At 71.9% G+C, this 20,992-nt stretch carries 22 protein-coding genes; 12 read left to right on the forward strand and 10 right to left on the reverse strand.

The window, feature by feature from the left end:
• The first annotated feature begins 1 nt into the window (after position 1).
• The 4 genes from Sspor_RS24845 (at position 2) to Sspor_RS24860 (ending at position 5,345) form a co-directional block, all read left to right on the forward strand.
• The gene (locus Sspor_RS24845) at positions 2-787 is read left to right on the forward strand and encodes an SDR family NAD(P)-dependent oxidoreductase (protein WP_202201094.1); all 786 of its coding nucleotides are present in this window, start codon (positions 2-4) and stop codon (positions 785-787) included.
• Between the two features lie 95 nt (positions 788-882).
• On the forward strand, positions 883-2,004 hold the full coding sequence (locus Sspor_RS24850) for an LLM class flavin-dependent oxidoreductase (RefSeq protein ID WP_202201095.1): 1,122 nt from the start codon (positions 883-885) through the stop codon (positions 2,002-2,004).
• Positions 2,005-2,139: 135 nt separating this feature from the next.
• Positions 2,140-3,879, forward strand: a complete 1,740-nt coding sequence (locus Sspor_RS24855) for an N-acyl-D-amino-acid deacylase family protein (protein ID WP_202201096.1) — start codon at positions 2,140-2,142, stop codon at positions 3,877-3,879.
• Positions 3,876-5,345: an aldehyde dehydrogenase family protein gene (locus Sspor_RS24860; RefSeq protein ID WP_202201097.1), complete on the forward strand. Its 1,470-nt coding sequence runs from the start codon at positions 3,876-3,878 to the stop codon at positions 5,343-5,345. The genes Sspor_RS24855 and Sspor_RS24860 overlap by 4 nt, the downstream gene beginning before the upstream one ends.
• A 48-nt stretch (positions 5,346-5,393) precedes the next feature.
• On the opposite strand, the gene Sspor_RS24865 is transcribed toward Sspor_RS24860, so the two are convergent.
• Positions 5,394-7,193 (reverse strand): FUSC family protein, encoded by a 1,800-nt coding sequence (locus tag Sspor_RS24865; protein ID WP_237404014.1) that lies wholly within the window; start codon positions 7,191-7,193, stop codon positions 5,394-5,396.
• 54 nt (positions 7,194-7,247) lie between these two features.
• Positions 7,248-8,336, reverse strand: a complete 1,089-nt coding sequence (locus Sspor_RS24870; protein ID WP_202201098.1) for a DNA alkylation repair protein — start codon at positions 8,334-8,336, stop codon at positions 7,248-7,250.
• 321 nt (positions 8,337-8,657) lie between these two features.
• On the opposite strand from Sspor_RS24870, the gene Sspor_RS24875 reads away from it, so the two are divergent.
• The 4 genes from Sspor_RS24875 to Sspor_RS24890 all read left to right on the forward strand — a co-directional run bounded on the left by Sspor_RS24875 (position 8,658) and on the right by Sspor_RS24890 (position 12,212).
• A complete protein-coding gene (locus tag Sspor_RS24875; RefSeq protein WP_202201099.1) occupies positions 8,658-10,223 on the forward strand; it encodes an APC family permease in 1,566 nt (521 codons plus the stop codon).
• 144 nt (positions 10,224-10,367) lie between these two features.
• Positions 10,368-10,658 carry a hypothetical protein gene (locus Sspor_RS24880; protein ID WP_202201100.1) on the forward strand — a complete coding sequence of 97 codons (291 nt, stop codon included), beginning with the start codon at positions 10,368-10,370 and terminating at the stop codon, positions 10,656-10,658.
• Positions 10,659-10,764: 106 nt separating this feature from the next.
• A complete protein-coding gene (locus Sspor_RS24885; RefSeq protein WP_202201101.1) occupies positions 10,765-11,559 on the forward strand; it encodes a bestrophin-like domain in 795 nt (264 codons plus the stop codon).
• Positions 11,560-11,843: 284 nt separating this feature from the next.
• Positions 11,844-12,212 carry a hypothetical protein gene (locus Sspor_RS24890; RefSeq protein WP_202201102.1) on the forward strand — a complete coding sequence of 123 codons (369 nt, stop codon included), beginning with the start codon at positions 11,844-11,846 and terminating at the stop codon, positions 12,210-12,212.
• Here Sspor_RS24890 and Sspor_RS24895 read toward each other — a convergent pair.
• From Sspor_RS24895 to Sspor_RS24905, 3 genes are read right to left on the reverse strand one after another with little or no spacing between them, the layout of a single operon-like run.
• Positions 12,193-12,984, reverse strand: coding sequence for an ABC transporter permease (locus Sspor_RS24895; RefSeq protein ID WP_202201103.1), 792 nt, complete (start codon positions 12,982-12,984; stop codon positions 12,193-12,195). The genes Sspor_RS24890 and Sspor_RS24895 overlap by 20 nt on opposite strands.
• A complete protein-coding gene (locus tag Sspor_RS24900; protein WP_202201104.1) occupies positions 12,981-13,943 on the reverse strand; it encodes an ATP-binding cassette domain-containing protein in 963 nt (320 codons plus the stop codon). Before Sspor_RS24900 ends, Sspor_RS24895 begins: the two co-directional genes overlap by 4 nt.
• A gap of 33 nt (positions 13,944-13,976) precedes the next feature.
• Positions 13,977-14,648 (reverse strand): DUF4097 family beta strand repeat-containing protein, encoded by a 672-nt coding sequence (locus Sspor_RS24905; RefSeq protein WP_202201105.1) that lies wholly within the window; start codon positions 14,646-14,648, stop codon positions 13,977-13,979.
• Positions 14,649-14,893: 245 nt separating this feature from the next.
• Between Sspor_RS24905 and Sspor_RS24910 the strand changes: the two genes are divergently transcribed.
• Positions 14,894-15,649 (forward strand): GbsR/MarR family transcriptional regulator, encoded by a 756-nt coding sequence (locus Sspor_RS24910; RefSeq protein ID WP_202201106.1) that lies wholly within the window; start codon positions 14,894-14,896, stop codon positions 15,647-15,649.
• On the opposite strand, the gene Sspor_RS24915 is transcribed toward Sspor_RS24910, so the two are convergent.
• Positions 15,646-16,017 carry a MerR family transcriptional regulator gene (locus Sspor_RS24915; RefSeq protein WP_202201107.1) on the reverse strand — a complete coding sequence of 124 codons (372 nt, stop codon included), beginning with the start codon at positions 16,015-16,017 and terminating at the stop codon, positions 15,646-15,648. The two genes, Sspor_RS24910 and Sspor_RS24915, sit on opposite strands and share 4 nt — an antisense overlap.
• A gap of 53 nt (positions 16,018-16,070) precedes the next feature.
• On the opposite strand from Sspor_RS24915, the gene Sspor_RS24920 reads away from it, so the two are divergent.
• Positions 16,071-17,177, forward strand: coding sequence for an alkene reductase (locus Sspor_RS24920; RefSeq protein ID WP_202201108.1), 1,107 nt, complete (start codon positions 16,071-16,073; stop codon positions 17,175-17,177).
• A 39-nt stretch (positions 17,178-17,216) separates the two neighbouring features.
• On the opposite strand, the gene Sspor_RS24925 is transcribed toward Sspor_RS24920, so the two are convergent.
• From Sspor_RS24925 to Sspor_RS24940, 4 genes are all read right to left on the reverse strand, one after another.
• A complete protein-coding gene (locus tag Sspor_RS24925) occupies positions 17,217-17,633 on the reverse strand; it encodes a VOC family protein (RefSeq protein WP_202201109.1) in 417 nt (138 codons plus the stop codon).
• 114 nt (positions 17,634-17,747) lie between these two features.
• The gene (locus tag Sspor_RS24930) at positions 17,748-17,990 is read right to left on the reverse strand and encodes a hypothetical protein (RefSeq protein WP_237404015.1); all 243 of its coding nucleotides are present in this window, start codon (positions 17,988-17,990) and stop codon (positions 17,748-17,750) included.
• Between the two features lie 117 nt (positions 17,991-18,107).
• Positions 18,108-18,296 (reverse strand): DUF397 domain-containing protein, encoded by a 189-nt coding sequence (locus Sspor_RS24935; protein ID WP_202201110.1) that lies wholly within the window; start codon positions 18,294-18,296, stop codon positions 18,108-18,110.
• Positions 18,293-19,129, reverse strand: a complete 837-nt coding sequence (locus tag Sspor_RS24940; protein ID WP_202203843.1) for a helix-turn-helix domain-containing protein — start codon at positions 19,127-19,129, stop codon at positions 18,293-18,295. Before Sspor_RS24940 ends, Sspor_RS24935 begins: the two co-directional genes overlap by 4 nt.
• 129 nt (positions 19,130-19,258) lie before the next feature.
• Here Sspor_RS24940 and Sspor_RS24945 point away from each other — a divergent pair, with 129 nt between their 5' ends.
• Complete coding sequence (locus Sspor_RS24945; RefSeq protein WP_202201111.1) at positions 19,259-19,699, forward strand: ATP-binding protein; 441 nt, start codon at positions 19,259-19,261, stop codon at positions 19,697-19,699.
• A gap of 83 nt (positions 19,700-19,782) precedes the next feature.
• On the forward strand, positions 19,783-20,991 hold the full coding sequence (locus Sspor_RS24950) for a DUF4241 domain-containing protein (protein ID WP_202201112.1): 1,209 nt from the start codon (positions 19,783-19,785) through the stop codon (positions 20,989-20,991).
• Position 20,992 lies beyond the last annotated feature (1 nt).

Below are 20,992 nucleotides of genomic sequence, written 5' to 3' on the forward strand. Positions count from 1 at the left end.
CATGGGCAAGCTGGACGGGCGTGTCGTGATCATCACCGGTGCGGCACGCGGCCAGGGCGAGCAGGAGGCCCGGCTCTTCGCCGCCGAGGGGGCGAGGGTGCTCCTCGGTGACGTGCTGGACGAGCAGGGCGCGGCGGTGGCCAAGGACATCGGCGAGGATCGGGCCCGGTACGTACGGATGGACGTGAGCCGGGAGGAGGACTGGGCGGCCGCGGTCGCCGCAGCGAAGGAGGCCTTCGGTCCGGTCGACGGCCTGGTCAACAACGCGGGCATCCTGCGCTTCAACGAGCTGACCGCGACCCCGCTGGAGGAGTTCCAGCAGGTGGTCCAGGTCAACCAGGTGGGCGCCTTCCTCGGCATCAAGACGGTGGCCCCCGAGATCGAGGCGGCCGGAGGCGGCACCATCGTCAACACCTCCTCGTATACGGGCCTGACGGGCATGGCGTACGTCGGCACGTACGCCGCCACCAAGGCGGCGATCCTCGGCCTCACCCGGGTGGCCGCGCTGGAGCTGGCGGGCAAGGGCATCCGGGTCAACGCGATGTGCCCGGGCGCCGTGGACACCCCGATGGCCAACCCGGGTCTGCTGGACCCGGCGAACATGACCGACGAGGCCAGGGACGCGATGGCGGAGCTCTACAAGCGGGTGGTCCCGATGGGGCGGGTGGGGCAGCCGGAGGAGATCGCGAAGCTGGCGCTCTTCCTGACGGGCGAGGACTCCTCCTACATCACGGGCCAGCCGTTCGTGATCGACGGCGGCTGGATGGCGGGCGTCAGCATTCTCTGATGGGGCGTCAGGTATTGACGCTCGCACCCCCGCAGTGGAACAGTCGGGACATCGAATCTGACGGAACGTCAGAAACCAAAGGACGGTGAACCCCCTTGGAATTCGGGCTCTTTGTGCAGGGATACGTGCCTGAGGCGCGGTCCAAGGTCGACCCCGAGGCAGAGCACAAGGCGCTGATCGAGGAGACCGAGTACGTCATACAGGCGGACAAGTCCGGCTTCAAGTACGCCTGGGCCTCCGAGCACCACTTCCTGGAGGAGTACTCGCACCTGTCGGCGAACGAGGTGTTCCTCGGGTACCTCGCCCACGCCACCGAGCGCATCCACCTCGGCTCCGGCATCTTCAACCCGCTCGCCCCGGTGAACCACCCGGTCAAGGTGGCGGAGAAGGTCGCCATGCTCGACCACCTCTCCAAGGGCCGCTTCGAGTTCGGCACCGGCCGCGGCGCCGGCAGCCACGAGATCCTCGGCTTCCTGCCGGGCATCGAGGACATGAACGGCACCAAGGAGATCTGGGAGGAGACCATCGCGGAGTTCCCCAAGATGTTCCTCCAGGAGGAGTACGAGGGGTTCCAGGGCAAGCACTGGTCGCTGCCGCCGCGGAAGATCTTCCCCAAGCCGTACGGGAAGGCCCACCCCGCCATGTGGTACGCGGCCGGGTCCCCGTCCTCGTACGCGATGGCGGCCAAGAAGGGCCTCGGCGTGCTGGGCTTCAGCGTGCAGAAGGTCTCCGACATGGAGTGGGTCCTCGACCAGTACAAGACGGCCGTCCGGGAGGCGAAGGCCATCGGCGCCTTCGTCAACGACAACGTCATGGTCACCTCGACCGCGATCTGCGCCGAGACCCATGACAAGGCCGTCGAGATCGCCGTCAACGCCCACATGAACCGCTTCCAGTCGCTGGTCTTCCGCTACCACGACACCTTCCCGCGGCCCGAGGCGATCCCGCAGTGGCCCGAGACCCTGCCGGAGTACAACGCGGAGATCATCGAACTGCTGATCGCCGAGGAACTGCTGATCTGCGGCGACCCGTCGGAGGTCCGGGCCCAGTGCAAGCGCTGGGAGCAGGCCGGCGCCGACCAGCTCTCCTTCGGTCTGCCGACCGGTGTCTCGCCCGAGGACACGATGACGACGATCAAGCTGATCGGCGAACACGTGATCCCCCACATCGACACGGACCCGGTCCACCGCACGACCCGCTTCCGTCAGTCCGCGTAGCCCCCCAGTACGGGGACGGCGTCTTCCCGGACCGCCGCCCCGAACCCAGCCCCGGCCGGGCGGCCACCGGCCGGGGCCACAACCAGCCTCGCCGGCGGTTCGCACGCCGGCGAGGCTCAAGTGCGAAGGGACGTCATGCTCGACCACCTGATCAAGGGCGCGACCGTCGTGGACGGCACCGGCGCCCCCGCCCGCGTCGCCGACCTCGGTATCCGCGACGGCCGCATCGCCGTCATCGGCGAGCCCGGCACCGTCACCGAAGAGGCCCGCACCACCGAGGACGCCACGGGGCTGGTCCTCACCCCCGGCTTCATCGACCCGCACACGCACTACGACGCCCAGCTCTTCTGGGACCCGTACGCCACGCCGTCCATGAACCACGGCGTGACCACCGTCGCCGGCGGCAACTGCGGCTTCACCCTGGCGCCCCTGAACCCGGCCCGCCCCGAGGACGCCGACTACACCCGCCGCATGATGAGCAAGGTCGAGGGCATGGCCCTCAAGGCCCTGGAGGAGGGCGTCGACTGGACCTGGTCCACCTTCGGCGAGTACCTCGACGCCCTGGAGGGACGGATCGCCGTCAACGCCGGGTTCATGGTCGGGCACTGCGCACTGCGCCGCCACGTGATGGGCGAGGACGCCGTCGGCGGCCAGCCCACCCCCGAGCAGCTCCAGGCCATGCTCGACCTCTTCCACGACGCCATGAACGCCGGCGCCTGGGGCCTGTCCACCACCCAGTCCTCCACCCACTCCGACGGGTCCGGCGCCCCCGTCGCCTCCCGGCACGCCAAGCCCGCCGAGCTGCTCGCGCTGTCGAAGGCGGTCGCCGAACACGAGGGCACCCAGCTGGAGGCCATCGTCGCCGGCTGCCTCGACCAGTTCTCGGACGACGAGATCGACCTCTTCGTGGAGATGAGCGCCGCCGCCGGACGGCCCCTCAACTGGAACGTCCTCACCATCGACGCCTCCGTCCCCGAGCGCGTCCCGCGCCAGCTGATCCCCAGCGAGCGCGCCCGCAAGGCGGGCGGCCGGATCGTCGCGCTGACGATGCCCATCCTGACCCCGATGAACATGTCGCTGGGGACCTTCTGCGCGCTCAACCTCATCCCCGGCTGGGGCGAGATCCTCGGCCTGCCCGTCCCCGAGCGGATCGAGAAGCTCCGCGACGCCGACGTACGCGCCGAGATGCTGCGCCGCGCCGACAGCAAGGAGGCCGGCGTCTTCCGGCGCCTCGCCAACTTCGGCCGGTACGTCATAGGGGACACGTACAGCAAGGAGAACGAGGGGCTCTCCGGGCGGGTCGTGAACGACATCGCCGCCGAACGCGGCCAGGACGCGTTCCAGTGCCTCGTGGAGATCTGCGCCCACGACGACCTGCGCACGGTGCTCTGGCCGATGCCCACCGACAACGACCCGGCGAGCTGGGCCCTGCGCCAGGAGACCTGGCAGCACGAGGACGTCATGCTCGGCGGCTCCGACGCCGGCGCGCACCTGGACCGGATGTGCGGAGCCCCGTACACGACCCGCTTCCTCGGGGACTGCCTGCGCGGCCGCAAGCTGGTGCCGCTGGAGCAGGCGGTACGGATGCTCACCGACGACCCCGCCCGGCTGTTCGGGCTGCGCGAGCGCGGCCGCCTCGTCGAGGGCTTCCACGCGGACCTGGTCCTCTTCGACCCGCAGCGGATCGAGGCCGGTCCCGCCACCCTGGTCCACGACCTGCCCGGGGACAGCCCGCGGCTGGACGCGCGGGCCATCGGCATCGTCTCCGTACGCGTCAACGGCGTGGAGACCATCCGCGACGACGAGGTGACGGGGGCGGTTCCGGGCACCGTGCTCCGGTCCGGCCGGGACACGAGGACGGTGAGCACCCGATGACCGGCGCAACGCAGCGGCTCTACATCGGCGGCGAGTGGGTGGAGCCCGCGGGCGGTCACTACGAGGTGATCAACCCGGCGGACGAGTCGGTGGTCGGGCTCGCGCCCGAGGCCTCGCGCGGGCAGGTCGAGGAGGCGGCGCGCGCCGCGGCCGAGGCCTTCGAGAGCTGGTCGCGGACGACGCCCGAGGCCCGCGCGGCGATCCTGGACCGGGCCGCGGACATCATGCAGCGCGAGTTCGATCCGTGGACGGCGCTGGCCCGGGCCGAGACGGGCGCGCCGACCGGCATCGCGCGCGGCATGCAGGTGGGCGTCGGCGTCGCCCGCTTCCGCCGGTACGCCGAGGGGGCCCTGGAGCCGGTCGAGAAGGGCCTGCCGCCACAGGTCACGGAAGCCGGACCGATGGGGCGGGCGAGCATCCTGGGCGCGCTGGAGGTACGCCAGCCGGTCGGCGTGGTCACCTGCATCACCTCCTACAACAACCCGTGGGCGAACCCGGCGGGCAAGGTGGCCCCGGCCCTGGCCATGGGCAACACGGTGGTGGTCAAACCGGCGCCGCAGGACCCGCTGTCGGTGTTCAGGATGGCGGACGCCCTGCACGAGGCCGGGGTGCCCGCGGGCGTGGTGAACGTCGTGGGCGGGCAGTCGGTGGAGGTCGGCGAGGCGGCCGTGGACTCCCCGCACGTGGACATGGTGTCCTTCACCGGCTCCACGGCGGTCGGGCAGCGCATCGCGGAGGTCTGCGGCCGCACGATGAAGCGGCAGCTGATGGAACTGGGCGGCAAGGGCGCGGCGATCGTCTTCGAGGACGCGGACCTCGACGCGGCGGTGATGGGGATCGGGACGACCTTCTCCTTCTACTCCGGGCAGATCTGCACGGCCCCGACCCGGGTGATCGTCCACCGGTCGGTCCACGACCGGCTGATCGAGAAGCTCACCGGCTACCTGGCCTTCATGCAGGTCGGCGATCCGGCGGCGGCCGGGACGGTCGTCGGCCCGGTCATCTCGGCGGCGCACCGCGACCGCGTGGAGTCGTACATCGAGCTGGGGAGGAAGGAAGGGGCGCGGATCGCCCACGGCGGCGAGCGCCCCGTGGTCGGCGACGGCCGCGGCTTCTACGTGGCTCCCACCCTGCTCGTCGACTGCACGAACGACATGCGGGTGGTCCGGGAGGAGATCTTCGGCCCGGTGGTCGTGGTGGTCCCCTTCGACGGCGGCGAGGACGAGGCGATCCGGCTCGCCAACGACAGCGACTTCGGGCTGCTGAGCTACGTGTGGTCGGGGGATTCGGCGCGCGCGTTCCGCGTGGCGCGGCGGCTGCGCTCGGGCGGCGTCGGGGTGAACACCATCGGCCGCAACATGGAGGCGCCGTTCGGCGGCTTCAAGCGCAGCGGGGTGGGGCGCGACGTGGGCTCGTACGCGCTGCACGCCTACAGCGAGACGCAGTCGATCGTCTGGACCGGCTGAGGGCATGGCCGCGGCCGGCCGGGGGCGGGTGCCCCCGGCCGGACCGTGTCATGTCCGGGGTGCGCGCCCGGTGCGCGGGGGCTCTCGGTAGCCGAGGGCCGCGGCCAGTTCCCCGTCGCCGCCGCGGAACGAGGCGAAGCCCTTCGGGTCGTCCGTCTCCAGCCGGCGCAGGGCGGCGGCCGCCCGGTCGCGGGGCGGGCCGTCGTCGTCGGGCAGCCGCCACTCGAAGTACAGCGATCCGCCGGTGCCCGGAGGCGGCGCGGACGGCGTGTACGCGAGATGGACCACCGTGGTGTCCGGGTCCCGCCAGTCGGTGCCGATCCAACGCGGCGCGAGTTCCCACCGGCCCGTCAGTCCGGGGCGGTCGCGCAGGCCGGCCGCGATCAGCCGGGCGGTGCTGCGGGCCGGCCAGCACCAGGACAGGTCCCGCTCGGCGCGCTCGACCTCGGCGTCGTACGCGGCCGCGTCGAAGCGGTACGGGGGCGGCTGCGGGCCGACCGCACCGCGCCAGCCGTCCCACACCACCTCGCCGCCGTCCCGGCGGATCGTCACGTACAGCGCGCCGCAGCACAGCTCGGTGCAGTCCGCCTGGGCGAGCTGCACCTCCCGCGGCTCCGGTCCGGCGCGCAGCGCGCCGCTGTCGAGCAGGTACTCGGGCGGGAGCCCCGGCCCCTTCCCGAAGAGCGCGGGGACGAGCGGGACCCCGTCGGCCAGGATCCGCGTCTCGACGGCGGAGGAGTCCGCGGACGCGTGGACGACGGCCACCTCCCACCGCGGGCGGTCACCGGCCTCGGTCCGTGCGAAGGGGAGGTGCCGGTTGCGCGGGAACCATCCCGCCCGCCGGTCGCCGGGTACGGGGCCCGGCGCGGCCCCGGCGAACAGCCGGTCCAGGGCGTCGAGCAGGGCCCGGCGCCGTCCGGGCCGCCAGTTCAGCAGGACGGCCGGGCCGCTGTGCAGGTCGAGGGCGACCGACAGCAGCAGCGACCGGTGCTCCGGGGCCGGGGGCAGCCGGTCGGCGTGCCGGACCAGGGCCTCGTACACGGCCCGGGCGGGCAGGTAGTCGAGGATCTCGGGGCGGCTGCTGCGCGGGTCGGCCATCCGGTGCAGCAGCCGGCCGGTCAGCGCGAGCAGTTCGGCGTCCCGAGGCCTGGCCCGGAGCAGCCCGAGCAGGTCGGCGGCCTCGGCGATGCGCCGGGCGAGCCACATGGCCCGGTCCTCGTCCGGCAGGGACAGCAGGGCGGACCGGGTGGCCTCCGCGTCGCCGGTGGCGATCGCCTCGGTCAGCGGTGTCAGCTCCCCGGCCCGGTCGCGGCCGCGGATGACCAGCAGGGCGGCCGCCTGACGGTCGAGCGGGTCGAGTGCGGCGCTCGCCGCGGATCCGAGGCCGGAGAGTGTGCCGAGGGCCTTGAGGCAGGGCACGTCCTCGGGCTCGCCGAGGCGGATCAGCAGGGCGATGCCGATGCTGACGGCCGCCACGGTGGTGCCGGTGCGGGTCAGTTGCCGGGCGGTGCGCCGGGCGGCTTCCTCGTCGCTCAGGGGCAGTCGCGCGGTGTGCGCGCGCAGGGTGCGGTGGGGCATCACCAGCCGGCGGGCCCGCTGGTGGAGGACCTCGGCGGCTCTCACGGGGTCGGGGTCGCAGAGGGGATCGGTGAGCGCGGCGGTGACTTCGAACCGCGCCTCTTCCCAGGTCAGGCCCTTGCGGGAGGGCTCCGGCGGGGATCCGTCGGGCAGGGGACGGCCGTTGCGCGGGACACGCCCGTCCGGCTCGCCGCCGCGGAGGGAGAGGGCGTGGTCGTAGAGGGAGATCGTCCTGGGGGCGAGCGGCTCGCGCTCGTCGCGGACGCTCATCGGGCGGAGTGGGACTCGATTCCGTAGGTCATGAGGTGCAGCATGCCGCAGTGATCATCCGGCGTCCACGGAAAAAGCGGCCTCGCCGCGGACCCGGCCGTTGATCTGGAGCTGCACCAGGTGCTCGCCCGAGTGGTAGCGGCGGGTGGTGATCGGCTTGAACGAGTGCCGCTTGGTGCCGCCGAGGGTCTCGCCGGCGGCCAGCGGGCGGGTGACGAGCTTGAAGACCTTCGGGGTGCGGGTGCCGTTCGCCTTGGTGTGGTGCACGACGTAGTCGATGACCAGCTCGGCCGGGAGCTCGCCGGTGTTGGTGACCGCCCAGTCGAAGACGAGGTACTCGCCGACGGCGACGCGCGGGGTGGTCACCACCGGCCCGTGCACGGTGACCGGTACGTCCGGGGCGTGCCCGAGCAGCGTCAGCGCCTCGGGCCGGCCGGCCTTGATCAGCGTGCGCAGCCCGTGGCGTACGACGCGGTCGGTCGTGGCCCCGGGCTCGGCCAGCCAGCGGGCCGCGGTCTCGACCGCGAGGGCGGGGTGGTCGCGGGCGATGTCGTTGAGGTGGTTGGAGACGGAGCGGCGGACGTACTCGGACCCGTCGCGGTAGAGGGCGTCCAGCACCGGCAGGGCCGGCCGCGGGTCGGCGACGAAGGCGGGCAGCTGCGGGGCCCACGGCAGCCGGGGCCGGGTGCCCTCGCTGGCGAGGCGGCGTACGTGCGGGTCCGGGTCGTCCGTCCACTTCTGTACGACGGCCAGGGCGCGGGCCGGGTCGGCGCGCAGGAAGGGCCGTACGGCGGACTCGGCGGTCAGCCGGGAGGTGAGGTCGTGCAGCAGGTCCAGCCCGGGCTCGAACGCCTCCAGCCCGCGGACGGCGACGGCCTCGTTGACGGGGAAGGTCATCCAGCCCTCGAAGCCGGGCCGGGCGAGGGCGGTGCGTACGACGGCCTCGAAGGCGGGCCAGTCGTCGGGCAGGTCGTCGAGCACGGCGTCGCGGACGGCGGCGACGCGGCCGCTGAAGGCCAGCCCGTCGAGGGCGCCGGCGCAAGCGAGCAGGGCCGGCGAGGACCGGCGGCCGGCGGCGCTCGCGAGCAGCCGGGCGAGTGAGGTGACGGTGTCCGCGCTGAGGAGCTCATCGGCCGTGGGCATGGGGCCAGTCTCGCGGATGACGTCCCGGTCCGGGGGCCGGTCAGGCGGCCGGTCCGGGACGAGCAGTCCTGCCTGTTACCGCTGGTCACCGCAAAGTCACGACGGAAACTTTGAATATTCGCAAAACGGACATGGCTGCGGTTTCCGTATGCCGAAAGAGTCTTGGCCGAGCCTTCCGAAGCGCGGGCGCATGGCAAAGTGAACCTTGTATTAAGTGCTCATGAACCGGGTCGCTGTCTGGATTCGAAGGCTTTCGAAGGCTCCGAGTTCCGGACGCCGATCATCCATATGTGGAAAACGCACCATCTAACGTCCTGACTCATGACTCAGCTGGACGTTCGGCCTCGGGCCGGAGACACGGTAAGCGGCGTCGTCGAGGGCGACGTCCGCGGCAAGGGCCTCGGCAAGGGGTCCGTCGGACTGGTCGGAAGCGCCGTCATCGGCATCTCCACCGTCGCCCCGGTCTACTGCCTGACCTCGACCCTCGGCTCCACCGCCGGTGAGGTCGGCATGCAGATGCCCGCGATCTTCCTCGCCGGTTTCCTCCCGATGCTCCTGGTCGCCTTCGCCTACCGCGAGCTCAACAAGGCCATGCCGGACTGCGGCACCTCCTTCACCTGGACCGTGAAGGCCTTCGGCCCGCGGATCGGCTGGATGTGCGGCTGGGGCCTGGTGATCGCCACGATCATCGTGCTCTCCAACCTCGCGGGCGTCGCCACCTCGTACTTCTGGCTGCTGGCCGGCGAGATCACGAACAACGCGTCGATCGCGGCCCTGGACGACGACAAGCTCGTCCACATCGTCACCTGCCTCACCCTGATCGCCGTCGCCACCGCCATCAGCTACCGCGGTATGACCGCCACCAAGGGCGTCCAGTACGCCCTGGTCGGACTCCAGCTCGTCGTGCTTGCGATCTTCGTCGCCATGGCCTTCCAGAAGGCCTCCGCCGGCACCTTCGACACCGGCCTGGACTTCTCCTGGTCCTGGATGAACCCCTTCGCGGTCGAGTCCATGGCGGCCTTCACCGCCGGACTCTCGCTCTCGATCTTCATGTACTGGGGCTGGGACGCGTGCCTGGCCACCAACGAGGAGACCACCGGCTCCACGAAGACCCCCGGCCGTGCCTCGCTCATCGCGATGATCGTCCTGGTCGGCTCCTACCTGGCCACCGGCGTCGCCGCCCAGATGGCCGTCGGCTCCGGCGGCGAGGGCCTCGGCCTCGCCAACGAGGAGACCTCCGGGAACGTCTTCGCCGCACTCGCCGGCCCCGTCATGGGCCCGGTCCTCGGCATCCTGCTCTTCGTGGCCGTCCTGGCCTCCGCCGCGGCCTCCCTGCAGACCACCTTCATCCCGGTGGCCCGCACGGTCCTCGCCATGTCGACGTACGAGGCCCTGCCGCCCTCCTACGCCAAGGTCCACCCGCGCTTCAAGACCCCGGGCCGCGCCACCGTCATGGCGGGCGTCGCGACCGGCGTCTTCTACACGGTGATGACCCTGGTCAGCGAGAACGTCCTCACCGACACGATCTTCGCGCTCGGCCTGATGATCTGCTTCTACTACTCGCTGACGGCCTTCGCCTGCGTCTGGTACTTCCGCGGCGAGCTGCGCCGCTCCGCCCGCGACCTGTTCTTCAAGGGCGTCTTCCCGGTCCTGGGCGGCCTGCTGCTGGCCGCGGTCTTCTTCAAGACCCTGTACGACGCCTGGGACCCGTCCTACGGCTCCGGCTCCACGCTGCCCGGCCTCGACGTCGGCAACGTCTTCGTCATCGGCGTCGGCCTGCTGGCCCTCGGCCTGGTGATCATGTTCGTCACCGAGCGCCGCAGCCCCGCCTTCTTCCGCGGCCAGGTCCTGACGAAGTCCACCCCGTCCCTGGTGGTCGAGGACTGACCGACCCCGCGCCCCGCGCCCACCCGCTGAGTCATGCCCACGGCCCCGGATCGATTCCCCCGATCCGGGGCCGCGGGCGTAGCGGGCGCACTTCGCGCGGTCGCGGGCGGTGACCCGGGGTGTGGCGGGGTCGTTGGGCCGGGCATGAACGCCATGAAGCGCACCCTCTCCGCCCTGGTCGTCTCCGGTGGCGCCGCCCTCGCACTGATCCCCGTCGCCGCGCACGCCGACGAGCCCGCCGGGCAGGCGCCCCCGGTCGTCGGCCGCGTCGTCGACATCGTCGACCACCCGACCCAGGCCGTACAGGACACCAAGACCGCGGTGGGCGTGACCGCCCAGGCCGCCGGGTCCGCCACCCAGGCCACCGACTCCTCCCTCAGGGGCACCGGCTCGGCCCTGGCCGCCGGGCTCCCGGAGGCCCCCAAGGTCGAGTGACCCGAGCCGCCGGGCCCCCGACCGGCTCGGCGCCGCCGCGGCTCCCACCCCGCAGGAGCCGCGGCGGGGGCCGGGTTCCCGGGCGGCCTCGCTCGTTGGGCAGGACATGATCCTCTGGCTGCTCAACCACCTCAGCACCTTCGTCATCGCCGTCCTCGTGGTCGGCGGCATCACCGGCCTCGCCGTGGCCGGGAGCGTGGCCGCCCGCCGCCGGTTCCCGCACCTGGCCCAGGGCGAGCACAACGAGATGGTCGGGGTCGCGCTCGGCATGTTCGGCGCGATCTACGGCATCATCCTCGCCTTCGTCGTCGTCACCCTGTGGACGCAGCGGGAGAACACCGAGACCATCGTCGCCACCGAGGCCAGCGGGCTCGCCGCCGTCGTGCGCAGCGCCGACGCCTTCCCCGACGCCGACCGGGCGCGCGTGCACCAGGCGGTGGGCGCGTACACGCACGCCGTCGTCGAGGTGCAGTGGCCGCTCATGCGCGTGGGCCGGCCGAGCTTCGAGGCGACCGGCGAGCAGACCCAGGGCCTCTACCGGGCCCTCATGGCGTACGAGCCGCAGGGCCCCCGCGCCGAGACCTTCTACGCCGAAGCCGTCACCCGTCTGAACGATGTCAACACCCAGCGCCGGGCCCGCGTCACCATGGCCGAGACCTCACTGCCCGTCCTGCTCCAAGTGCTGGTCTACGGGGGCGCGTTCGTGATCGTCCCGCTGACCTTCCTGTTCGGGCTGCGCAGCCTGAAGATGCAGCTGCTCTTCGTGTCGGCGGTGGCCGGGCTGATCGGCTTCAGCCTGCTGCTGGTGGTGGCACTGGACCGCCCCTTCGCGGGGGACCTGAGCGTGAGCCCGGCCCCGTACAAGGAGGCGGCTCTGGCGAGGTTCTGGGCCGCCGGCTGAGCGGGTCGCGGGCTGTCAAGTCCCGAACTTCAGCGACGTGACGCGATCGGCTCCCTCGGGCTGACTGGAGGCACGGGCTTAGGCCGTCTCTTTCGGATCTTGCCGGGCCCGGCCCGCCCGGCACGGCACCTCGCCGCGTTGTCGGAGCGCCCGAGTACGTCCAGTACACGGGCGCCCGTCCGCCTTGCGAGGCACCGCACCGGACGACCCGGGCTCATCCGCCAAGATCCGAAAGAGGCGACCTAACCCCCGCCGCACGCCTCCGCCTCCCGAGGAGCACTCCCATGGCCGGCCTCCACACCCGCACGCCCACCCGTACCGGCACCGCCGCCGGTTCCCGCACCTGGCGCCGGCGGGTCGTCCTGACCGTCGCCGCGGCCGCCCTGGCCACGCTGGCCGTCGCGGGAGCCTGCCGGGCGTACGGCGCCCTCGCCGCCCAGGCGGCACCGCGCGCCCCGCACTCCTCCACCGTCCGGGTGCCCGACCACGACGGCGGCTCCGGCCGCCGCCTGTGGTCGGTGTTCAAGCACCTCTGGACGAACGCCGACGGGCGGCGTACTCCGACCGTCGTGTCGGGTACGCCGCCCAGGGGCGGGACGGTGGTGCGGGAGGGGTCCCGCTCGCTCATACCGGTTACTTCGGGTCGCGGTTGAACGAGGCCGCCGACCAGCGGTAGCCGAGCACCGTCAGGCCGATGCACCAGGCGACCGCGAGCCAGCCGTTGTAGCCGATCTCGGTGCCGAGGAGCAGGCCGCGCAGGGTCTCGATGGCCGGGGTGAAGGGCTGGTACTGGGCGATCGGCTGGAACCAGCCCGGCATCGCCTCGACCGGGGTGAACGCGCTGGAGATGAGCGGCAGCAGGATCAGCGGCGTCGCGCTGTTGCTCGCGGCCTCGGCGTTCGGGCTGGCCGTGCCCATCCCGACGGCGATCCAGGTGAGCGCCGTGGCGAAGAGGGCGATCAGCCCGAACGCGGCCAGCCATTCCAGGGCCGTGGCATCGGTGGACCGGAAGCCGATGGCGACACCCACGGCGCCGACGAGGACCACGCTGGCGAGGGACTGCAGGACGCTGCCGACGACGTGCCCGATGAGCACGGAGCCGCGGTGGATCGCCATCGTGCGGAAGCGGGCGATGATGCCCTCGGACATGTCGGTGGAGACGGACACCGCGGCCCCGATGACGGTGCTGCCGATGGTCATCAGCAGCACGCCCGGGACGACGTACGCGATGTAGTCGGAGCGGTCGGCGGCTCCGCCGCCCATGCCGGCGCTCATCACGTCGCCGAAGATGTAGACGAAGAGCAGCAGCAGCATCACCGGGGTGAGCAGCAGGTTCAGAGTCAGTGACGGGTAGCGCCGGACGTGCAGGAGGTTGCGGCGCAGCATCGTGGAGCAGTCGCGGGCGGCGAGGGAGAGGGAGCTCATCGGACGTTCTCCTTGGACTGGTTGGGGATGCCGGCCGGGCCGGTGAGGGCGAAGAACACGTCGTCGAGGTCGGGGGTGTGGACGGTCAGCTCGTCCGCCTCGATGCCGGCGGCCTCCAGCCGGTCGAGGACCGTGCGCAGGTCGCGCTGGCTGCCGTCGCTGGGGATCTGCAGCGCCAGCGCCTCGTCGTCCCGGGTGACCCCGGGCAGGGCGAGGGCCGCGGACCGGTGGGCGGCCGGGTCGGTGAAGCGGAGCCGGATGTGTCCGCCCGGGATCAGCCGCTTGAGTTCCTCGGCGCTCCCTTCGGCCGCGATCCTGCCGTCGTTGAGCACGGCGATGCGGTCGGCGAGCTGGTCGGCCTCCTCCAGGTACTGGGTGGTGAGGAAGACGGTGACGCCGCCGGTGACGAGTTCGCGGATGATCTGCCACATGTTGTGGCGGCTGCGCGGGTCGAGGCCCGTGGTGGGCTCGTCGAGGAAGATGACCCGCGGGGCGCCGACCAGCGTCATCGCGATGTCGAGGCGGCGCTTCATACCGCCCGAGTAGCCGGCGGCCGGCTTCTTGGCGGCCTCGACCAGGTCGAAGCGCTCCAGCAGTTCGCCGGTCACCCGCCGCCCCTCGCGGCGGGAGAGGTGGTGCAGGTCCGCCATGAGGAGCATGTTCTCCTCCCCGGTGATCAGGCCGTCGACGGCGGAGAACTGGCCGGTGACACCGATCGAGGCGCGCACGGCCTGCGGGTCGGCGGCCAGGTCGTGGCCGTTGACGTGGACGGCTCCCGTGCCGGGGTCCGCGCGGAGGAGCGTGGAGAGGATCTTCACTGCGGTGGTCTTGCCGGCGCCGTTCGGGCCGAGCAGGGAGAAGACCGTACCAGCGGGGACCGCGAGGTCGATGCCGTCGAGAACGAGCTTGTCGCCGTAGGACTTGCGCAGCCCGTGCGCGGCGATGGCCAGGTTGGTCATGGGGAGTGCTCCTTCGGACGCGGTGGCTGCGGGTCAGATGCTGCGGGCGCTGATGTCGCCGTAGGCGGTGGTGGCGCGGATGTTCAGGCCGGCGGCGGCGCCGTCGGTGTTGGTGAGGGCGTTGTGGATGCGGCCGTACGCGGTACCGGCGTCCAGGGAGGCGGAGACCCCGCGGGCGGCGCCGACGGTGATGTCGCCCGCCTGGGTGGACAGTTCGAAGGTGCCGTGCACGGCCTCGGCGATCTGGAGGTCGCCCTTCTGGGTGCTGATCCGCGCCGGGCCGCCCAGGCGGCCGACGGAGACGTCGCCCGCCATGAGGGTGACCTGTGCGCTCGCGGTCTCGTCGATCTTGACGGTGCCCTGGGCGCTCTCGAAGCTGACGTCGCCGAGCCGTCCGACGCCCCGGAACTCGGCGGCCGCCGTCTTCGCCTCGACGCGGGAGCCGGCGGGCAGCTGGACGGTGATCTCGACGTAGCCCGAGTTGCCGAGGATCCGGTTCTTCGGGGGTGCGGCCGCGATCCGCAGTACACCGTCCTTGTACTCGGCGGTCGTCCGTTCGGCGGCCTTCACGTCGCGGCCCTTGGAGGCGTCGGCCGGGAGGATCTCGACGGTGGTGTCGGCCCGGTCGGCGGCGATGAACCGGATGAGCCCGGCCGGGACGTCCAGGACGGCGGCGATCGGGGCGGTGGTGGCGAACTTCTGCATGGTGCTTCTCCTTCATCAGCGGCTGCGCCTTGTGCGCCCCGCGGTTTCTGATGAACGAAAAGCTACGTTGCGTTCGCTGAACTGGCAACACTCTCGTTGCGCTACATCCTTGTTATTGCAGGTCAGGGATAAGATTTCATTGCAATGGTTTCGAGCTTAACGCAACGGTGATGCGCCAGTGCGTTGCAATGAAATGACGGTGAACGCTATAGTGGGAGACACCACGGACCATGAAGGAGACCGCGATGCCGGGAGGCAGGCTCAATCAGCAGGAACGCCAGCAGATCGCGCTGGGGCTGGCCGACGGCCTCGCCTACGCCGAGATCGCCAGGCGCCTCGACCGCCCGACCTCGACGATCTCGCGCGAGGTGATGCGCAACGGCGGCCCCAACGCCTACCGGGCCGACCTGGCCCACCGCGCCACCGAACGCCGTGCCCACCGGCGCGGTCAGGCGGCCCCGCGGGGACCGGAGGCGCTCCCGCAGGCCCACGGACGCGACCCCGAGGCGGTACGCGAGTTCGAGGACGTGTTCACCGACGTCCTCATCCAGGCCGGCACGCCCAAGATGATGGCCCGGGTGATGTCCTGCCTGTACATCACGGACTCGGGCAGCCTCACCGCGTCCGAACTCGTCCAGCGCCTCCAGGTCAGCCCGGCGTCCATCTCCAAGGCCATCACGTTCCTGGAGGGCCAGGGCCTCGTCCGCAGGGAACGCGACGAACGCCGCCGCGAGCGCTACTTCGTCGACGACGACGTCTGGTACCAGGCGATGATCGCCAGCGCCCGCGCCAACGCCCTGATCATAGAAACCGCCCGTCAGGGCGTCGGAGTCCTCGGCCCCGACACCCCGGCCGCCAACCGCCTGGAGAACATCGCCCGCTTCATGGACTTCGTCTCCGAGAGCCTGACCCGCGCCGCTGAACAGGCGCGCGAGGTCCTCCACACGAAGCCGGGCACACCCCCGGTCCCCCCGGGAGACGACACGGACGACACGGCCTAAGCGACCGTCGCGCGGCCCGCCGCCGCCTCGATCACCTCGTCGAGCACCTCGCGGGAGCGGACCAGATCACCGATCATGCGGTCGATCCGCTCCCGCTCCGTGGCGAGTTCGGCCACCAGCGCCGGAGTGGCGCGCACCGACGGGCCGCCGTCCTCGTCCCGCATGCAGGGCAGGATCTGCGCGATCTTCGCGCTGTGCAGGCCGGCCGCGTACAGCTCCTGGATCCGGATGACCCGGTCGACCGCCCGCTCGGGGAAGTCCCGGTGGCCGCCGGGCGTCCGGTCCGAAGCGAGCAGGCCCTGCTGCTCGTAGTAGCGCAGCGAACGCTCACCGACCCCGGTGCGCGCCGCCAGTTCACCGATCCGCATGCCCCACCCCAGCCCTTGAACCTGACACCAGTGTCAGCTTTTACGGTACCGGCATGACGCAGACACAGCACGGTCCCGCCGCTTCCCGCCTCTTCGGATCCGCCCGGCTCGGCGGCCTGGAACTGCCCAACCGCCTGGTGATGGCCCCGCTGACCCGCAACCGCGCCGGGGCCGACGGAGTCCCCGGCGAACTCATGGCCACGTACTACGCGCAGCGCGCCTCGGCCGGCCTGATCATCGCCGAGGCCAGCACACCGAACGCCGCCGGGCAGACCTACCCGCACATCCCCGGCATCCACACTCCGGCACAGACCGCCGGGTGGCGCCGGGTCACCGAGGCCGTGCGGGCCGCCGGCGGCGGGGAGATGTTCCTCCAGCTCCAGCACGGCGGCCGGGTCGGCCACCCCGACACCAGCGGGTACGTACCTCTCGCCCCGTCCGCGGTGCCGTTCCCCGAGCAGCTGCACACCCCTGGCGGCCTGCGCGACGGCGTCGTACCGCGCGCGATGACGGCCGAGGACATCCGGGCCACGGTGGCCGACTTCGCGAGCGCGGCCCGCAACGCCGTCGGGGCGGGCTTCGCCGGGGTGGAGGTGCACTCCGCCAACGGCCACCTGCTGCACCAGTTCCTCGCCGCCAACACCAACCGCCGTACCGACGAGTGGGGCGGCCCGGTCGAGAACCGCATCCGGTTCACCGTCGAGGTGGTCCGGGCCGTCACCGAGGCCATCGGCGCGGAGCGGGTCGGCGTACGCGTCTCGCCCGGAATCAACGTCAACGGGATCGAGGAGGGCGACACCGAGGAGATCTACCCGGCCCTGGTCAAGGCCCTGGCCGACCTGGCACCGGCCTACCTGCACCAGGTCCACGCCGACCCCGACCGGCCCGCCTTCGCGCAGATCCGCCGCGACTGGCCCGGCACCCTGATCGCCAACCCGGCGCTCTCCCGCGAGGAGGTCGCGGCCGACGGCGGCAAGCGGCGGGCCGAACGCCTGCTGTCCGAAGGCGCCGACCTCGTGGCGCTGGGCCGGGGCTTCCTCGCCAACCCCGACTTCGTCGAGCGGCTGCGCACGGACGCGCCGCTCAACGAGATCCGGCCGGAGTTCCTGATGCACGTACAGGGCGCGGAGGGCTACACGGACTACCCGGCCCTCGCCTGAAACGGGCTGCCGGACGCGCGTCGTATCCGCGGGCCCGGACTACGAGGACGCGGCGGCCTGGCCCCAGGTGCGGGAGCAGAGCACGAGGCGGTAGCCGTCGGGGTCGGCGACCGTGACTCCCCACTCGTCCCAGTACGGATTGTGGGCGGCGACCCGGGTTCCGCCGTGCTCGACCAGGCGCTGGACGAGGGCCTCGTCGGGAGCCTCGCCGAGATAGACCACGAACAGGTCGTCGACGGTCGGCGCGGGCACGATCGGGTTCGAGTCGTCCCGGGTGAGCTCGAAGTGCCAGCCGCCCCCGGCCGGGCCGACCATCAGCAGGTCGTGCTCCCCGGCCACGCTCTCGGCGCTCCGCCACTGCACTTCCAGCCCGAGCCCGTCGACGTAGAACCGCTCGGCGGCCGCCAGGTCGAGCGAGGGCCGGGCGACGCGGACATGCGCATGTGAATCGATCATGAATGCCAGGGTACGAAACCCCGCCGGATCAGGCGTGGTTGGGCCGACCGGTCCACGGCCGACCCGTCGGCCGGAAACCCTGGGTGACGGGCCCCGGCCGACGGACGCCGGTGGTCAGGCGCCCAGGTGGTAGCCCTTGGCCCAGTCCTTCTCGCCCTCGTTCTCGCAGTTGTCGGCGTACAGGGGGCCGATCTTCGCCGGAACACCGGCGAACGAGGAGCAGTGGGAGGCGAAGGCCTTGTGGCCGGCGGAGAAGCCTTCGATGTCGACACCGTCGTTGGCCAGGGCCGCGCCGGCGCCGCCCAGCAGGATGCCGGCGGCCAGGACAGACGCCGTCAGGGCAGAGCGAATACGCATGACACTCTCCTAAGATCTCGATCGACGCGCCGGACAGACGGCACGCGACCAGCTCAACATCACGGAGAGTTCACGGGAAACGGTCTTTCACCCCAATGGCGGTCACCCTCTGTAGCCTCAGGTGTTCGCGGTGACCTCCGCCAGGAAGGCGTCCCAGCTCGCGCCCGTGACGGCCAGCTCGGGCCCGGCCGTCACCTTGGAGTCCCGGACGTGGACGAGGCCGGCACGGGCGGCGACCTCGACGCAGTCGTCGCCGTCGCCGCTGCTGTAACTGCTCTTGAACCAGCTGAGTGGGGAGCTGTTCACAGGGATCCTCGCATTCGCATCAACAGGGCCCTGCTGTCGGCAGGGTTGAGGGCCTGGATGCGAAGTTTGGCATACCGCAGGTGAAGGAGACTCAGGTCTTTCGGGTCAGTCAGGACACGGCCCGATTGCTGCCCTTCGGTGTAGCCCACCCACTCGTGGTCCTGGGTTTCGAGGAGGCGGAAGGGGCCGCCGAGACCCGCGTGTTCGGGGCTGACGAGCGGCATGATCTGCAGATCCACATTGGGCAGTTGCGCGCATTCCAGCATGTGGTCGATCAGCTGTCGGGTCACCTCCGGCCCACCGGTCTGCCTCAGGATCACGGCCTCGTCGACGATGAAGCTGAAGACCGTGTACGGGGTGCGGAACAGCAGCTGCTGCCGCTCCAGCCGGGCCGTGATGCGCTCCTCGACCTCCTCGGCGGTGGGTGGCGGCAGGACGGCGTCCACCAGAGCCCGCGCGTACGACTCCGGCTGCAGCAGCCCCGGGACGGACCGGCACTCGTAGGTGTTGAGGATGACGGCGCCCTCCTCCAGCTCCGCCCACCGGCGGCACCAGGACGCCAGGCCGCGTCGCCGCGACAGCTGCCGGGCCGCGATGTCGATGACGCCGAAGGTGTCCAGGACCGATTCGGTCTTGGTGATGAACTTCTTCGACGGATGCCGCCGGCCCTGTTCCACGGACCCGACGTACTGGACCGAGTACCCGATCAGCGGCGCCAGTTGCTCCTGGGTCAGGCCGACGCGTTTGCGGGAGGCCTTGACGGTCTCGCCGAAGCTGCGCAGGTTGTCGTCCGGTTCGACCTCGCCGTCACCGCTGCCGTCGGCACTCACCATGGCGGTCACCTCCCCGGGGGAAATGCTCACGCATCGTTACTTCCACTGTCCAGGGAGTGAACTCGTACAGTTGGTTTGTACGAGTCCGCTTGGTGTTGAACGACCCAGGCCAAGCGGGATGTTGACGCCATGACCGCACCTTCCGGCTCCGCCCGGGCCCTCGTACGCGTGTTCACTCAGCGTTTCAGCTGCACCCGCCGCGGGGCGCGCCTCGCCCGACAGCTGGCCCTCGTCGAACTCCACGACTGGGGCATCCCGGAAACCACCGCGCTCGCCGCCGACGCGGGACTCGTCGTGGCCGAACTCGCCGCCAACGCCGTGCTCCACGGGCGCGTTCCCGGGCGGGACTTCGAGCTCCGGATGACCCTGCTGGAGGGCGTGCTGCGCATCGAGGTCTCCGACGGCCGCGCGGACCGGCGCCCCGCCGTACGGCCGCACGCCTACCAGGCGGAATCCGGCTACGGCCTGCGCATCGTGGACGCCGTCGCCGTCGGCTGGGGCGTACGGGACCGGCTGATCGGCAAGACGGTCTGGGCCGAGCTGACGCACCGGGCCGGGAGGCGGACGTAGGCGTCCGCCCCGAGCGCTGTCGGTGGCAGCCCTTATCGTGCGATCAGGTGCGGGAACGGGCGCGAGCGGACGGGGGCGGCGGCATGCGGATGGAGTACGCGGACGGGTGGGACCCGCTGTCACGGGTGGCGGGGCGGGAGTTGTCCGCCGGGGAGGCGCGGGAGCGGGACGCCGCCGGGCTGACGTACGCCGTGCTGCACCGGGTTCCGGGGCGGGCGCTGCCGGCCGTGGTGCGGCGGGTGTCCTGGCGGAGCGGCCTGGTCGAGGTGTGGGCGTACGACGAGCAGGGCCGTCGGACGTTCGAAGCGGACCTGAGCATGCTGGTGGAGGAGGACCGGCTGCTGAACCGGCGCCTGACCGGCTGGCAGTATCCCGGTCCGGCGACCGCCGAGTCCGCCCAGGACTGTCCGCGCACCGTGGTCGAGATCGCCTCCGACGGCACCGGGCGCATCGCGCACCGGCCCACGGGCGTGCGCGGCTCCTCGCTGGAGGCGGAGCTCACCGTCCCGGAGGACCAGTGCTGGTCCGCCCGGCCCGCCTTCGGCGGGTGGCGGCCGTTCACGGCCGACGACCACCTGCCGCAGTGGGTACGGGAGCACCTGGCCACCGCCGGGACACCGGAAGCACCGGTGTCCTGGCGGCGGGTGCCGTCCCCCATGGAGACCTCGGTCGACTTCGGCAGGCTGTTCCAACCCGGTATGGCCATGGCGAGCCCCTACGGCGGCGTGATGACCTCCACGGAGCCGAGGCCCGCCGGGACCCTCTGCCTGCCCGGCGGGCTGCTGGGCATCGGATGCCCCGCGCAGGACGACGAGCCGCGCCTGGTCCTCGCCGTCCCGCCGGGGGAGTACCGGCTGGACGAGGCCCAGGCCGCGGAGGAGGGCGAGCGTGCGGAGGGCACCGCCGTCCGCGTGCACCTCGGCGAGGGCCCCGCCGTGTCCTGGGAGATGCTCCTGGGGCCGGGCGACGACCCGTGGCTGCTGCGCGAGGGCGAGGCGTACGGCTTCGGTACGGACGCCGCGATGGGCGCCTTCGCCGATGCCGGGGCGTGGCGGTCGCTCCAGCGGCGCTTCGTGGCGGCGCTCCACGACCACGACGACGAGGGCTGGACGATAGGCACCGACTCCGACTTCTTCCTGCGGACCCGCGAGCCCGGCTCCGGCGTCGGGCTGGCCGGCTTCGGCCTGAGCTCGGACGGCGTCCATCCCGTCTGGCTGGGCCGCTCCTCCGCCGGGGAGCCCGTCGCCGCCGTGGTGCTCCTGGACGGCGTACCGGAGCTCTGGGCGGGCTGAG

Origin of the sequence: Streptomyces spororaveus, assembly GCF_016755875.1 — a bacterium.
GTDB classification, from domain to species: Bacteria; Actinomycetota; Actinomycetes; order Streptomycetales; family Streptomycetaceae; genus Streptomyces; species Streptomyces spororaveus.